This is a genomic window from Microbispora sp. H10836 (assembly GCF_012999525.1).
GTDB lineage: Bacteria > Actinomycetota > Actinomycetes > Streptosporangiales > Streptosporangiaceae > Microbispora.
This window is the reverse complement of sequence record NZ_JABBWU010000001.1, coordinates 389,429-402,722: the sequence shown is the minus strand read 5'-3', so window position 1 is coordinate 402,722 and position 13,294 is coordinate 389,429. Positions and strand designations below refer to the sequence as shown.

Here is a 13,294-nt window from a genome sequence, read left to right as displayed (position 1 = left end):
TCACGGCAGGTGCGCTCGGGCCTGGTGCGCTCGGGCCTGGTGTGTTCAGGCGGGGTGTTATGCGGGGTGCGCTCAGGAGAGGTGTGCGCGGATCTCGCGGATGTGGGCCGGGGTGGTGCGGCAGCAGCCGCCCACGTAGCGGGCGCCGAGCGAGGCCCACCCGGCCGCCGCCCTGCCGAACTCGACGGGATCGGCGAGACCCAGCCAGCGCCGGTTCGCGGCGTCCCAGGTCTCGCCGGAGTTCGGATAGACGATCGACGCTCCGTGCTTGATCAGCTCGGGCATGAACCGCGGCGCGGTGCAGTTCACGCCCACGGCGACCACCTGGGGGAGGTCCGCGAAGACCGCCGCGCACTCCTCGAACGGCGTTCCGTCGCTGACGTGCTCTCCGTCGCGGCAGGAGAAGGTGACCCACGCCCGCACGGACGGCGTCTCGCGCAGGAGCCTCGCGAGCGCCCGCGCCTCGGCGCGTGAGGGGATCGTCTCGCATGCCAGCAGGTCGGCCCCGGCCTCGGCGAGGATCTCGAACCGTTCCCGGTGCCAGCCGGCCAGGCCGTCCTCGTCCAGGTCGTAGTCACCGGTGTACTCCGCGCCGTTGGCCAGGTAGGCGCCGTACGGTCCCACGCTCGCGGCGACGAGCCCGTGCCCGGCCTCGTCCCTCGCCTGTACGGCGAGCCGCACCGACAGCCGGATGAGATCGCGGGCCTCCCGGGGCGTGAGGCCATGCCGGACGAACCCGGGAACGCTCGCCTGGTAGCTCGCCGTGGTGGCGACGTCGGCCCCGGCCCGGAAGTAGTCGAGGTGCGCCTGACGGATGACGCCGGGATCGTCGGCGAGCAGCCGTGCCGACCACAGGTCGTCGGTCAGGTCACAGCCGAGTGTCTCCAGATGGGTGGCGAGACCGCCGTCAAGGACGATTGGGTTCATATCGGGCAACACTACGTGCTGGTGCAGGCGACGGCCTGCCCGAGCCGGGCCGACGACGCCGGTTCCTGGTGCTCGCGATCCGCTGCGCCGGCTCTCGACTCCGAACCGCCCCGCCCGCCAGGGGCGGGCGGCACTGTCGGAGGTGGCGGATCGGGGTGCGGAGCGGCATCCCGTCTTCCGGCGAGCCGCCAGTCGCCGACGGCCCGCCGTCCGCCCGCCGCCCGCCGTCTCGCCGCCCCCCGGTCGGCGGCGAGGCCGCGACGGGTGAGGAACCGATCGGCGACCCTCGTGCGTTGGTGGCACATGAGGCTGAAAGGGCTCATTAATCGGTTGCTGCGCCGCCGGTCTCCCGTCCCCGCAGGTGGACGCGACGATCGGCCCGACACGGGAGGGGTGAGGGAGCCGCGGCGTCCCGCGCCCACCCCGCCGTCCGACGTCATTCGCCTACCCGAACCTTCCTGAGGGCTTCGCCCACAGCGGAACCCGAACCGATGCGGCCGGGGCCGGCTTCCCCGCCGGTGTCCCGGCCGCGCTGGTTTCTACCCGCCAGGGTCACTCCGCCCGGCGCCGTCTCACGATCGCTTCCAGAAGGGACGCCTGCCTTCCTTCGCGCCGGAAGCGGAGCCGGGAGGCGCGGAGCCCGGGGATGCGGAGCCCGGAGGCGTGGACCCGGTGCCGGTGGTCAGAGCGGTCAGCAGGTCGGCCGCCCGCCGCCAGAGGTCGCCGAGGGAGACCTCGGCCCACTCGGCCCTTTCCAGATCGTCGGCGAGCGCCGCGAGATCCGCGTGACCGCCCGCCATCTGGACGACGACGCGCAGCCGGCTGGCGAGATCCGCCAGATAGCGCCGCCGTTCCCGCTCGGGCAGCGACTCCGCCTGGCGCAGTTTCGCGAGCTCCTCCGACAGCAGGGGCCGGATCCCCTCGAAGTCCGTGACCGGTGCCGTTCCCTCGCCGGGATGCGGAAGGAACCCGCCGGGGGAGAACCCGCGCGAGCCGCCGGCGGAGAACCCGCGCGGCGCCCGTCGCGGCGGTGCGGGTGCGGCGGCGTAAGGCGGGGCGGGAGGCGCGCCGGGCGGCGGGGCCGCTGCGACGGGCCGGTCCGCCGCCGAGCCGGGGGCGCTCTCCGGTCCGGCCGTGAAGGCGGCCATCCTCGCCATCATCGGCGCGCCCGCGACCATCATCGGCATCGCGGTCGGCATCTCCCAGCCGCTCGGCGGTTCGACCGGCTGGATCACGCGATGCTCCGGGCCGCCCTCGCCGGTGACGCGGATGTCGACGGCCACGAAGGCGGTGAAGCGGCACAGCACGCCGAAACGCAGCGAGGTGTCGACGATCCGCTGTTCGAGGGAGTGGTCACCCGTGGCGTACCGGTCTTCCAGGTCTCGCAGATGCGCCCGCGCCCACACGGCCCGGGCAGCAGGGTCGTGGGCGGGGCGGCCCTCGATCCGCTCCTCCCAGGGGCGGCCGTCGGCAGTGCGGCCGTGCACGGTGAGGGCTCCGGTGGGCCGCCGTCCCCGGTAACGCCCGCTCACCACCAGAGGGACGCCCGGGTAGAGGGAACCGGCATGCGTGACGGTGTCCGCCACGAGATCCATGCCTTCCGCCCGCACCGTGACGTCCGTCACCAGCGGCGAGCCGATGCGGCGGTGGATGTGCTCCATCGCCGCGTCGAGCCGGTCCTCCGACTCGACCAGTTCGCACCGGCCAGAACCGAGCAGGGCCAGCCGCCCGAGGAATCCCGCGTTCACCGCCCGGTCGATGCCCACGGTGTGCACCCGGATGCCGTGAAGCCTGGCGCCGACGCGTTCGAGGATCTCGTCCTCGTTGCCCACCTGGCCGTCGGTCACCAGGACGAGCACCCGATCGTGTGCCTGCCCGCCGGCCCGACCGGCTTCGCCGGGCCGCTCGTCCTCGTGGAACCGGCCGTGGTCGCCCGAGTCCGTGCCGGTGGCGTGCCCGGGAGCGGGCGCGTCGCGCCCGTCGAGCAGCCGCAGCGCCTCCTCCAGGGGCGCGAGCATCTCCGTGCCCCCACGGGCGTCGAGCCTGGACAGGTGCTCGACGGCGCGGTACCGGTTGCGGTCGCTCGCGTCCACCAGGCCGCCGGAGAAGGCGCGCTCCACCACGGAGTCGAACGAGAGCACGGCGAACCGGTCGTGCCGGGTCAGCGTGTCGACGATCCGGGCCGCGGCGCGCCGCGCGGCCACCATCTTCCAGCCCGTCATGCTGCCGGAGCGGTCGAGCAGCAGGACGACGTCCCGGGGCGCGCTCCGGGTGGCGTCCTGCGGCGGCAGCAGGGTCAGCACGAAGGTTCCCTCGGCGTCCACCGCGCCCGTCGCGGGTCCCCGTCCGCCGCCGGTCGTGCCGTCGCCGGCTGGACCGGCGTCCGTGGCGTTGCCCATGGCGTCGTCCGTGGTGTTGCCCGAGGCGTTGTCCAGGACGAGCGCGAGCGACGAGGAGGCGTTGAACGCCAGGCGCAGGATGAAGTCGCGGTCGAGCCGCTCGCCGGGCCGCAGCCTGATCGTGTCGCCCTCGCGGTCGACCTCGTGCAGGCTGGAGCGGACCTCCCGCAGGCCGAGACCGGCGGGGTCGATCGTCGTCGTGAGCGAGAGCCGTACCGGATGGGGGAAGCCGGGAAGCAGGACGGGCGGCGTGATCCTGGAGGCGTCGGGCACGGCGCCGGTGTCGGGAGACACGCCGTCGCCGGCCGCGGACCCGGGCAGCGGAGCTCCGGGGATGTAGCGGGGCGCCACGACCAGCGGGAAGCGGAACTCGGCGGCGCCGTCCTCGAACGGGAGGGGCTGGCTCAACGTCAGACGGACGACCACCCGCTCCCCGGGAACGATGTTGCCGACCCTGATCGTGAACACGTCGGGCCGGTCCTCCTCGGCGATGGCCGCACGCCTGCCCTCGGTGAGCGCGCGGTCGTAATCGGCCCGTGCCTGCCCGCGCTCCTTGAGCACGCCGTCGATCACCCGGTCGTCCGCCTCCATCCGGAAGGCGGTGACCGCGGCCCGCGGCGGCAGCGGAAAGACGTACGTCGCCTCCAGCGACACGTCGAAGGGGTTGCGGAAGGTCTGGACGACCTCGACGCCCGCCACCAGCCCGGTGACGTGGGCGGCGACGTCCACGCTCTCCAGCGGAAGGTTGCCCTTCTCGGTCTCAAGCGCGCCGAACCCGGCGTCCGGCATGGGCCGGCATTCCTCCGGCAGCAGAGGTGTGATGGGAACGGTCATGACGTCATCCCTCCAGCGTGTCGGAAGCGTGTGGATCGAAGGCCGTGGTGTCGTCGGGGCCCTGGAACGGCCCGGCAAGGCCGAGCGTGGCGAGCGCCGTGAGCAGCGGCGCGGCGGCCCGGCGCAGCGCGGCCACCTCGTGTCCGTCCGGCGCCCGGTGAGCCGGGTCGAGCAGGACCGTCACCCCGGGTGCGAGCCGTACGCCGTGCACGATGTCCGGGACCACGATGTCCGGGACCACGATGTCCGGGAGCGCGGTGCCAAGGTGTGCGGTGCCGGGGTCCACGGTGTTAAGGCGCGGGGTGCCGGGGTCCACGGTGCCAAGGTGCGCGGCACCGGGGTTCATGGCGCCGGTGTGGGCAGTGTCGGTGTGCGCGGTGCCGGAGTGATCGGAGGCCGCCGTGAAGGCGGACGAGTCCGGGCGCGCCCAGAAGCGGTCGCGCGCCGGGGGCCGTGCGACGTCCGGTGTCGCGGGGACGGTGCCAGGCTCCGGCCGCGTCCCGCACCAGCCGGGCGGTGGTGCCGGCGGTGGCGGAGAGGGCGGGACCAGCGGCCGGGGCGCCGGCTCGGACGGCGGCCCGGACGGCGGCTCGGAAGACGGCCCGGCGAGCCCGGCGACACGCTGGAGCATGGCGTCGGTCGCACCTGTCAGCTCCGCCTGGATGGCGGCGATGGACAGGCCGTCCGCCTGACGGCGCTTCACGGCCACGAGCTGGAGCAGGTGGCGGCGGCCGTAGAGAGCCACCCGGCCGCGTCTGCCCAGCGGAGGGTCGAGGAGCCCGATCGTCGTGTACCAGCGGATGAGCCGTTCGTTGGGCACCTCGCGGACCCTGCCGTTGCCGCGCGGCTCCGGACCGTCCGCGCGCGGCTCCGGACCGTCCGCGCGCGGCTCCTGGCCGTTGACGCGCGGCACGGCGCCGAGCATGGCCGCCGCCCGCTCCGCCAGCTCGCCGATCGTCCAGGTGTCGCTCATGCCACCACCATGACACTGTCACAATGACACTGTCAACATCGACTCCGTCATCGCGGCGTCACGATTTCCGAAGTGTTCGCCCCGGTGAGGCATGCCGCTTCTCGCGCCGTTCACACGAGACGGGTCGACTGGGCGCCGAGACGTGGAGTCGCGCAACAAGACGCGGAACAAGACGCGGAACAACAAGACGCGGCACAAAAAGACGCGGGACGGAAAGACCCGGTCGGACGCCGCCGGGTGGGTAAGGGGAGCGAAGCGGCCCCGTCCCCGGACCGGGCGACGGCCGCGCGGGAACCAACGAACGGCCCGCCGGGGGCGGACCGGCACGACCAGGGGCAGGTCGAGGAGGCGGTCAGCGGTGCAGGGGATTTCCGTCCGGTCGGCGGAGCTCTCGGTGCTTCCGGGAGCGGTGTGGCGTGCGGCGTTCGCCCGTGACGACGGGCGTGAGCCGCCCGGCCGAAGCGAGCCGTACGCCCAGGGTGATCCGGGCGGCCATTTTCCACCGGAGGTGCTTCGGGCCCTGCCGGCGGGCTTCACCGGCCGGATCGTGGCACGGTCGGGGGAGCGGACCGGGGGAGTCGTCTGGCACGCCGCCCCGGACGGCGGCGGATGCTTCCCGGACGGAGACGGCTGGATATACGTGTCCAACTGCGCGCTGCCGCTGCTCGGCGGCGTGACGGCGCTGCGCTTCGCCCCGGACGGGACCCTGCGCGACGGCTACCGCGTCCTGTCCGGCGCCGACCGCAGCGGGGCCGGCGCCGCGACACCGTGGAACACGTGGGTGTCGGGCGAGCGGACGCCGTACGGACGGGTCTTCGAATGCGACCCGTACGGCTTGCGCGCTCCCATGCCCCGGCTCGCGATGGGCCTGTTCCTCCACGGCGGCGTGGCCTGCGATTCCGATCGGGGCGTCCTCTACCTCACGGAAGGCGAGCCGGACGGATGTCTGTACCGGTTCCGCCCGGACGACTGGGGCGACCTCACCACGGGGGTGCTCGAGGTGATGATCGGCGCGCCCGGCGAGGAGGCGGTGGCCTGGGAGCGGGTGCCGACCCCGGCCACGGCCCAGGTGCCTTTCGGCGAACATGTGCTCCTCGCTGGGCACATGCCAATACGCGAACAGGTGAAAGGAGTCAGGAGGTTCGCACGCGGCGGTGACTGCCACTACCGCGACGGCCTGCTGCGGTTCGTCACCGAGGGGGACGGCCGGGTGTGGGCGTACGACGCGGCCCGCGAGCGCCTGACGGTGGCGCACGACACCGCCGGCCAGCCGGGCGGCGGGAAAGACGGCGAGATCACCCTCGTCGCCGCGGATCGGGCGGTGCCGTTCCTGCGCGTCACGGGCGGCTGGACCGTCGCCGGCCCCGCCATGTCGCCGGCCGGCGACAGGCTCTACTTCTCCTGCCGTCCGCCACACGATGCTCGGTCCGCCCCGGCCTCCGTGACCGTCGAGGTCCGCGGGCCCTTCCAGGACCTCGTCCGCGCCTGAGCCGGCCACGGCCCGCGAGGGGAGGCCGGTGTCGCGCCGAGGGCGGCGCCGCGCGGCGGTGCGATCTCCCGGTTGCCGGAGTTCGCGGGCTGTCAGTCGCAGGGGTCGTGCGGCACGGTGGCGGTGGCCCTCCTGCCGGCCGCGGCGACCGCCCTGAGCTGCGCCGCGGTGAGCGCGTAGCCGACGTCGGCCTTGTCCACGTCCGCCGCGAAGACCATCCCCGCCACCCGATTTTCGCCGGCGATGAGCGGGGCGCCCGACATGCCGGGCGTGATGGCCGCACCATGGAAGCGGTGGACCTGCCGCGGCACTCGGACGCGGTTGTATATGTCGTACGACTCGGCGGGCTGGTCCGGGCGCACCGTGGCGGGGAGTGCGGCCGGGACGGTCGCGCCCTTGCGGTAGCCGACGACCACGGCAGCGGTGATCGCGGCTTCCGTGAGCCGCAGCGGCCGGGTGGCCAGCCCGGATACCCACAGGACGGCGGCGTCGACCGCCGGGTCGAAGGCCACCACCCGTGCGGCCAACCGCCGTCCGTCGTCGAGGACGACTTCCAGGTCGCGGTCCACCCCTGCCACGGTGTGCGCGTTGAGCAGGACCCTCTCGGGCGCGTAGACGAATCCGGTCGCTTCGAGCCGTTTCCTGCAGGAGGAGGCGTAACCCCGGACCCGCACCACGCTGTGCGCGGCTTCGGACACGGCCGTGGCCTCGGCGGTAGGGGCGGCGGGCAGTGCGATCTCACGCGCGACCGCGCACCCCGCCGCGCTCCCTGCCACGAACACCGCCACGCACACCGCGAGGGCGACCGCTCCCGCGCTCTTCCGCGCCGCTCCCACGCTCCGCCGCACCACGAAGATCATGGTAGGGGCCGCCCCGGACGGGCCCGGAAGTCACAGGTCCCTGGCCCATACCTGCTCGTTGACGGGGATGCCCGACTCCTCGCCCGGGGACTCCTCCAGCAGTTCGAACCCCGCGGCCTGGTAGATCCGGCGTGCGCTCGCGAGGACGTCGCGGGTCCAGAGCATGATCCGGAGATAGCCGGCCGCGGCGGCGAAACGCAGGCACTCCTCGACCAGCCGCCCGCCGATGCCCATGCCGCGCGCGGACGGCTCGACCAGCAGCAGGCGGAGCTGGGCCGTCGTGTCGTCCTTGCGCACGCAGAAGACGGATCCCACCGGCTCGCCGCGCACCTCCGCGATCCAGCAGCCCTCCCGCCGGGGGTCGTGGTCCTCGACGTAGTCGGCGACGATCCGCGCGACCAGGGCCTCGAACGCCACGCCCCAGCCGTACTCCTGCCCGTAGAGGGCGCCGTGCCGGTGCACCACCCAGCCGAGGTCGCCCGCCCGCGGCGGCCTGATCACGTACGGCTCGCGCCGCTCGGCGGGCTCGAGCAGGCTCCGTACGGTGGTCATGGCGGACACGAGCCGCCGGCGTTCGGGATCGGTCAGCTTCGCGAGCAGGGTCTCGATCTCGGTGGCCGAGCGCCGGTCGAGCACGGCGAAGGTCTCGCGGCCCTTGGGGGTGAGCCGTACGACCTGGCGGCGGGCGTCCTCGGCCGACCGTTCGCGGGACACGAGCCCGTCGGTCTCGAACCTGGTCAGGATCCGGCTCAGGTAGCCGGCGTCGAGACCGAGCATGCTCCTGATGCCGGCGGCGTCCGCCGCCTCCCGGCTGCCGAGTTCGAAGAGCACCCGCGCCTCGGTCAGGGAGTAGGGAGTGTCGTGCATTCCCGCCCCGAGCACCCCGATGACGGAGGTGTAGAAGCGGTTGAACGCGCGCACTTCCGGCACGATGTCCATATGTTCCCTTGCCTGTCTCAAGGAAATGCTTGACGGAGTCAAAGATAGGACCGCAGCGGCCCGTTGGGAAGACGCCCTCGCACGACGCGCGCGGTCTCGCCGTGCGAGACTGAGTTGGTCTGGTCGGCCAGGTGGCGTAGCCTCTTCTTTTGGTCTAGACCATTGTGCGGGGCTGGGGCAGAATGCGGTGCCGTGGAGTGCCGGGGTCTGCGTCGGGCCGGCCACGCCATTCCACGCGTAATCCCAGATGGAGGAAAACCCGTCATGCGTATTGGAGTCCTCACCGGAGGCGGCGACTGCCCCGGGCTGAACGCGGTCATTCGCGGCGTCGTCCGCAAGGGCGTCGGCGTGTACGGGCACGAGTTCGTCGGATTCCGGGACGGCTGGCGTGGCCCTCTGGAGGGCGACACCATGCCGCTCGACATCCAGGCCGTGCGGGGCATCCTGCCGCGCGGCGGCACGATCCTCGGCTCCTCCCGCACGAACCCGATCAAGATCGAGGGCGGCGTCGAGCGCATCAAGGAGAACCTCGCCGCCACCGGCGTGGACGCCCTGATCGCCATCGGCGGCGAGGACACGCTGGGCGTGGCCAAGCAGCTGCACGACCGCGGCGTGAACGTCGTCGGCGTGCCCAAGACGATCGACAACGACCTCAACGCCACCGACTACACCTTCGGCTTCGACACCGCGGTCAACATCGCGATGGAGGCCATCGACCGGCTGCACACCACGGCGGAGTCGCACCACCGCGCGCTGATCTGCGAGGTCATGGGCCGTCACGCCGGCTGGATCGCGCTGCACGCCGGCATGGCCGCGGGCGCCAACGTCATCCTCATCCCGGAGAAGCCGTTCGACATCGAGAAGGTCTGCGCCTACGTCGAGTCGCGCTTCAAGACCCGGTACGCGCCGATCATCGTCGTCGCCGAGGGCGCCCACCCGCTCGAGGGCCAGATGGCGCTGCAGACCGGCGAGCTGGACGCGTTCGGCCACGTGCGTCTCGGCGGCATCGGCGAGATGCTCGCCAAGGAGATCGAGAAGCGCACCGGCAAGGAGGCCCGCACCACGGTCCTCGGCCACATCCAGCGCGGTGGCACGCCGACCGCCTACGACCGCGTGCTCGCGACCCGCTTCGGCCTCGGCGCGATCGACGCGGTGAACGAGGGCGACTACGGCAAGATGATCGCGCTGCGCGGCACCGACATCGTGCGCGTCGCCCTCGCCGAGGCGACCGCCGAGCTCAAGACCGTGCCGGCCTCCCGCTACGAGGAGGCCGAGGTCTTCTTCGGCTGATCGGACGCGGGCCCGTCACCACGGCCCGCGCACGATCCCGTACGGCTCCCGCGACGCCCCGCGGGAGCCGTACGCATGCGAGGCCCCCGACGAGACCCGCGGACGCCGGAGACCGCGGGCGCTCTCCGGCGGCCGGCCTGGGCCCTCGCCGCCGCGATCCGGCGGAAGATCGAGGCGGAGACGGGGCGGTTGCCCGAGTATGTGAGCGGAGGGTGCGGCACGCCCTCCCGGCTCGATCAGGAGAGGGCGCCGCGCGATGGGCATCGAGGGACCGTTCTGGCGGGCGATCGCGGTCTTCCGCCTGGCGTCGCTCGCGTACGCGGCGCTGCTCGTGCTCAGGGCCGGCGGCTACGCCCGTCCGGCCGTGGCCTGGGCCGTCGTCGGCGTGATGGCGGCCTGGACGGCGGTCACGCTCGTCCTCTATCCCGCCGCGCGGCGCGGGCCGCTGCTGGCGGCCGACCTCCTCGTCACGGTGGGCTGCCTGCTGGCCACGCCGTTCGCGCAGAGCCGCGGCGACGTGCTGGCCGGGGCGATGCCGATCACCGCGACCTGGGTGGCCGGGCCCGTCCTCGCGTACGGGGTGGCCCGGGGACGCCGTGCGGGCGCGGTCGCCGCCGCGGCGGTGTCGGCGGCCGACCTGTGGCTGCGCAGCGCCGGCGGGGTCGACCTCGCCTCGTTCCCGGTGAACGGCGCCGTGCTCATGTTCATGGCCGGGGTCGTGGTCGGGCACGTCGCCCGGCTCGCGCGGGAGGCCGAGGAGCGCATGCGGCGCGCCGAGCGGATCGAGGCCGCGGGCCGCGAGCGGGAGCGGCTGGCCCGGGGCATCCACGATTCGGTGCTGCAGGTGCTGGCGCTCGTGCAGCGCAGGGGCGCGGAGATCGGCGGCGAGGCGGCCGAGCTGGGCAGGCTCGCGGGGGAGCAGGAGTCGGCGCTGCGGGCGCTGGTGCAGGCGCCGCCCGTCGCGCAGCCGCCGGACCCCGTCCCGCCGCCCGGACTTCGCGGCCGGCTCCGATCACCGGCGCGGCCTCGCCGTGCCCTCGCCCGCGAAGGGACGTCCCGCCGTGTGACGAACACCACGACGGCGGAGCCCGAGGTCGACCTGCGCGACCTGCTGCGGCCGTACGGCACGGCGCGCGTGACCGTGTCCGCGCCCGCGACACCGCTGCCGCTGCCGGCCGAGAGCGCGCGGGAGGTGGCGGCGGCCGTCGGCGCGGCCCTCGACAACGTCGTACGGCACTGCCCCGGCGACACCCGTGCGTGGATACTCGCGGAGGAGGACGGCGGCGCGGTCGTCGTCACCGTCCGCGACGACGGGCCGGGCATCCCGGAGGGGCGGCTCGATCAGGCGGCGCGCGAGGGGCGCATGGGCGTGGCCCGGTCGATCCGGGGCCGCGTGGCCGACCTCGGCGGCACGGTGACGGTCACCTCGTCGCGGTCGGGAACGGAGATCGAGCTGTCGGTCCCGGCACGGACGCCGCCGCGACCGGGTGAAGGAGGCGAGAGGCGCTCGTGAACGAAGACGGACGGCCGCCGGTGCGGGTCATGGTGGTGGACGACCATCCGATGTGGCGGGAGGCGGTCGCCCGCGACCTGACCGAGGCCGGGTACGACGTGGTCGCCGCCACCGGCGAGGGCCGCCAGGCGCTGCGCGTCGCGGCGGCCGTGCGGCCGGACGTGGTGGTCCTCGACCTGCGGCTGCCCGACCTGGCCGGCGTGGAGGTGGCCCGGGGTTTGGGCGCGTCGGCGGCCCCGCCGCGTGTGCTCGTCCTGTCGGCCAGCGCCGAGGAGGAGGACGTGCTGGAAGCGGTCAAGGCCGGCGCCTCGGGATATCTGGTGAAGTCGGCGAGCCGGGAGGAGTTCCTGGACGCGGTCCGGCGGACCGCCCACGGCGACGCCGTCTTCACTCCCGGCATGGCCGGGCTGGTGCTGGGGGAGTACCGCAGGCTTGCCCACCTGACACCGGACCGGGGCGGGGACGCCGGACGGGACGGCCCCCGGCTGACCGACCGGGAGACCGAGGTGCTGCGCATGGTCGCCAAGGGCCTGACGTATCGGCAGATCGCCGAACGGCTGGTGCTGTCGCATCGCACGGTGCAGAACCACGTGCAGAACACGCTGAGCAAGCTCCAGCTCCACAACCGGGTCGAGCTGGTCCGCTACGCGATCGAGAAGGGCCTGGTCGAACTCGACGGAGGATAATCGGCGTTGTCGCGGCAGCGGCATTACAGTGGGGAAGCCCGCATCGCGGTGACGCGTTGTCCTTGGCGTATGTTCCCCCGGCCGTGCCCTCCCCGGTGTGACGGCCGTCCCTGTCCGTCCGGAGGTTTTCCACCAATGACCATGACCGCCCTCGGAGAGCCCTCGGTGCTGCTCAAGTTAGGCGAGGTGGTCCTGAAGGGCCGGAACCGCGAGATCTTCGAGATGCGCCTGCGGGCGAACATCAAGCACGCCCTCAAGGGCCACCGGGTCGACATCCGCCAGCGGCACGGGGTGATCGCCCTGTTCCTGCCCTCGGGAACCGAGGTGGAGGAGGCCGAGGCGGTGGCGGCCCGCGTGGCCGACGTGCCCGGAATCGTGCTGGTCCACCTCGCGTGGCGGGTGCCGAAGGACCCGGACACGATCACCAAGGCCGCCATCGACCTGATCAGGGACAGCGACGAGGTGGCCCGCAAGGCGCGCTTCGCCGTACGGTCGCGGCGTCGCGACAAGCGCTTCCCGCTGCGCTCCAACGAGCTGGACCGCGTGGTCGGCGGGGCGATCAACGACACCTACGGGCTGCCGGTCGACCTGAGCAACCCGGAGCTCACCGTGCACATCGAGGTGGACAAGGACGAGGCGTTCCTGTTCACCGGGGGCCGGCCGGGCCAGGGCGGCCTGCCCGTCGGCTCCAGCGGCCGGGCGCTGGCGCTGCTGTCCGGCGGGATCGACTCCCCGGTCGCCGCCTACCGCATGATGCGGCGCGGCCTGCGGGTGGACTTCCTGCATTTCTCCGGCATCCCGTTCACCACCTCGGAGTCGATCTACAAGGCGTACGCGCTGGTGCGCAACCTGGACAAGTTCCAGGGCAAGTCGCGGCTGTGGGTGGTGCCGTTCGGCAAGGCGCAGCAGTCGATCAGGAACTCCGGCCAGGACCGGCTCGCGGTGATCGCGCAGCGGCGGCTGATGCTCAAGACGGCCGAGGAGGTCGCCCACCGCATCCACGCCGAGGCGCTGGTCACCGGAGACAGCCTCGGCCAGGTCTCCTCGCAGACCCTGACCAACATCACGGCCCAGGACCACGCCGTGGACCTGCCGATCCTGCGCCCCCTGATCGGCCTGGACAAGACCGAGATCATGGCCGAGGCCCGCCGGATCGGGACGCTGGAGATCTCCGAGCTGCCCGACGAGGACTGCTGCACGCTGCTCGCGCCCAGGCAGGCCGAGACCCGCGCGAAGATCGAGGACCTCAAGCAGATCGAGAGGCGTCTCGACGCCGAGGACCTCGCCGCCCAGCTGGCCGACTCGATCCAGCCGTACAAGCTCGACGTCTGAGCGAATGCATCGGGACCGCGTCCCGCGGTCCCGATGCACCCGGCCCGGTGTC

At 73.3% G+C, this 13,294-nt stretch carries 10 protein-coding genes; 5 read left to right on the top strand and 5 right to left on the bottom strand.

Annotation, left to right across the window (positions count from 1 at the left end; genetic code table 11):
* Nucleotides 1-72 precede the first annotated feature (72 nt).
* The 3 genes from mmuM to HHX30_RS41180 form a co-directional block, all read right to left on the bottom strand.
* A complete protein-coding gene (gene mmuM, locus HHX30_RS01845) occupies nt 73-927 on the bottom strand; it encodes a homocysteine S-methyltransferase (protein WP_169978663.1) in 855 nt (284 codons plus the stop codon).
* A 572-nt stretch (nt 928-1,499) separates the two neighbouring features.
* Nucleotides 1,500-4,160 carry a VIT domain-containing protein gene (locus tag HHX30_RS01840; protein ID WP_169978661.1) on the bottom strand — a complete coding sequence of 887 codons (2,661 nt, stop codon included), beginning with the start codon at nt 4,158-4,160 and terminating at the stop codon, nt 1,500-1,502.
* A gap of 4 nt (nt 4,161-4,164) precedes the next feature.
* A complete protein-coding gene (locus HHX30_RS41180; RefSeq protein WP_169978660.1) occupies nt 4,165-5,133 on the bottom strand; it encodes a MerR family transcriptional regulator in 969 nt (322 codons plus the stop codon).
* A 358-nt stretch (nt 5,134-5,491) separates the two neighbouring features.
* Between HHX30_RS41180 and HHX30_RS42450 the strand changes: the two genes are divergently transcribed.
* Entirely contained in the window at nt 5,492-6,622 is a 1,131-nt protein-coding gene (locus HHX30_RS42450) for an alkaline phosphatase PhoX (protein WP_311922027.1), read from the top strand.
* 92 nt (nt 6,623-6,714) lie between these two features.
* Here the strand turns inward: HHX30_RS42450 and HHX30_RS01825 are convergent, their stop codons facing one another.
* Both HHX30_RS01825 and HHX30_RS01820 read right to left on the bottom strand, forming a co-directional pair.
* Entirely contained in the window at nt 6,715-7,473 is a 759-nt protein-coding gene (locus tag HHX30_RS01825) for a trypsin-like peptidase domain-containing protein (protein ID WP_169978658.1), read from the bottom strand.
* Nucleotides 7,474-7,512: 39 nt separating this feature from the next.
* Nucleotides 7,513-8,421: a helix-turn-helix domain-containing GNAT family N-acetyltransferase gene (locus HHX30_RS01820; RefSeq protein ID WP_169978656.1), complete on the bottom strand. Its 909-nt coding sequence runs from the start codon at nt 8,419-8,421 to the stop codon at nt 7,513-7,515.
* A 264-nt stretch (nt 8,422-8,685) separates the two neighbouring features.
* On the opposite strand from HHX30_RS01820, the gene HHX30_RS01815 reads away from it, so the two are divergent.
* From HHX30_RS01815 to thiI, 4 genes are all read left to right on the top strand, one after another.
* Nucleotides 8,686-9,711, top strand: a complete 1,026-nt coding sequence (locus HHX30_RS01815) for a 6-phosphofructokinase (RefSeq protein WP_169978654.1) — start codon at nt 8,686-8,688, stop codon at nt 9,709-9,711.
* Between the two features lie 256 nt (nt 9,712-9,967).
* Nucleotides 9,968-11,224 carry a MacS family sensor histidine kinase gene (macS, locus tag HHX30_RS01810; protein ID WP_169978652.1) on the top strand — a complete coding sequence of 419 codons (1,257 nt, stop codon included), beginning with the start codon at nt 9,968-9,970 and terminating at the stop codon, nt 11,222-11,224.
* 29 nt (nt 11,225-11,253) lie between these two features.
* Nucleotides 11,254-11,910 (top strand): response regulator transcription factor, encoded by a 657-nt coding sequence (locus tag HHX30_RS01805; RefSeq protein ID WP_169979729.1) that lies wholly within the window; start codon nt 11,254-11,256, stop codon nt 11,908-11,910.
* A 135-nt stretch (nt 11,911-12,045) separates the two neighbouring features.
* The gene (thiI, locus tag HHX30_RS01800) at nt 12,046-13,242 is read left to right on the top strand and encodes a tRNA uracil 4-sulfurtransferase ThiI (protein WP_169978650.1); all 1,197 of its coding nucleotides are present in this window, start codon (nt 12,046-12,048) and stop codon (nt 13,240-13,242) included.
* Nucleotides 13,243-13,294: the final 52 nt, after the last annotated feature.

Excerpts from the sequence above, each read along its gene's own strand:
- HHX30_RS01820 (WP_169978656.1), bottom strand. The coding sequence starts at position 8,421 with ATGGACATCGTGCCGGAAGTGCGCGCGTTCAACCGCTTCTACACCTCC.
- HHX30_RS01805 (WP_169979729.1), top strand. The coding sequence starts at position 11,254 with ATGGTGGTGGACGACCATCCGATGTGGCGGGAGGCGGTCGCCCGCGAC.
- HHX30_RS01815 (WP_169978654.1), top strand. The coding sequence starts at position 8,686 with ATGCGTATTGGAGTCCTCACCGGAGGCGGCGACTGCCCCGGGCTGAAC.
- HHX30_RS01840 (WP_169978661.1), bottom strand. The coding sequence starts at position 4,160 with ATGACCGTTCCCATCACACCTCTGCTGCCGGAGGAATGCCGGCCCATG.
- macS (WP_169978652.1), top strand. The coding sequence starts at position 9,968 with ATGGGCATCGAGGGACCGTTCTGGCGGGCGATCGCGGTCTTCCGCCTG.
- mmuM (WP_169978663.1), bottom strand. The coding sequence starts at position 927 with ATGAACCCAATCGTCCTTGACGGCGGTCTCGCCACCCATCTGGAGACA.
- HHX30_RS41180 (WP_169978660.1), bottom strand. The coding sequence starts at position 5,133 with ATGAGCGACACCTGGACGATCGGCGAGCTGGCGGAGCGGGCGGCGGCC.
- thiI (WP_169978650.1), top strand. The coding sequence starts at position 12,046 with ATGACCATGACCGCCCTCGGAGAGCCCTCGGTGCTGCTCAAGTTAGGC.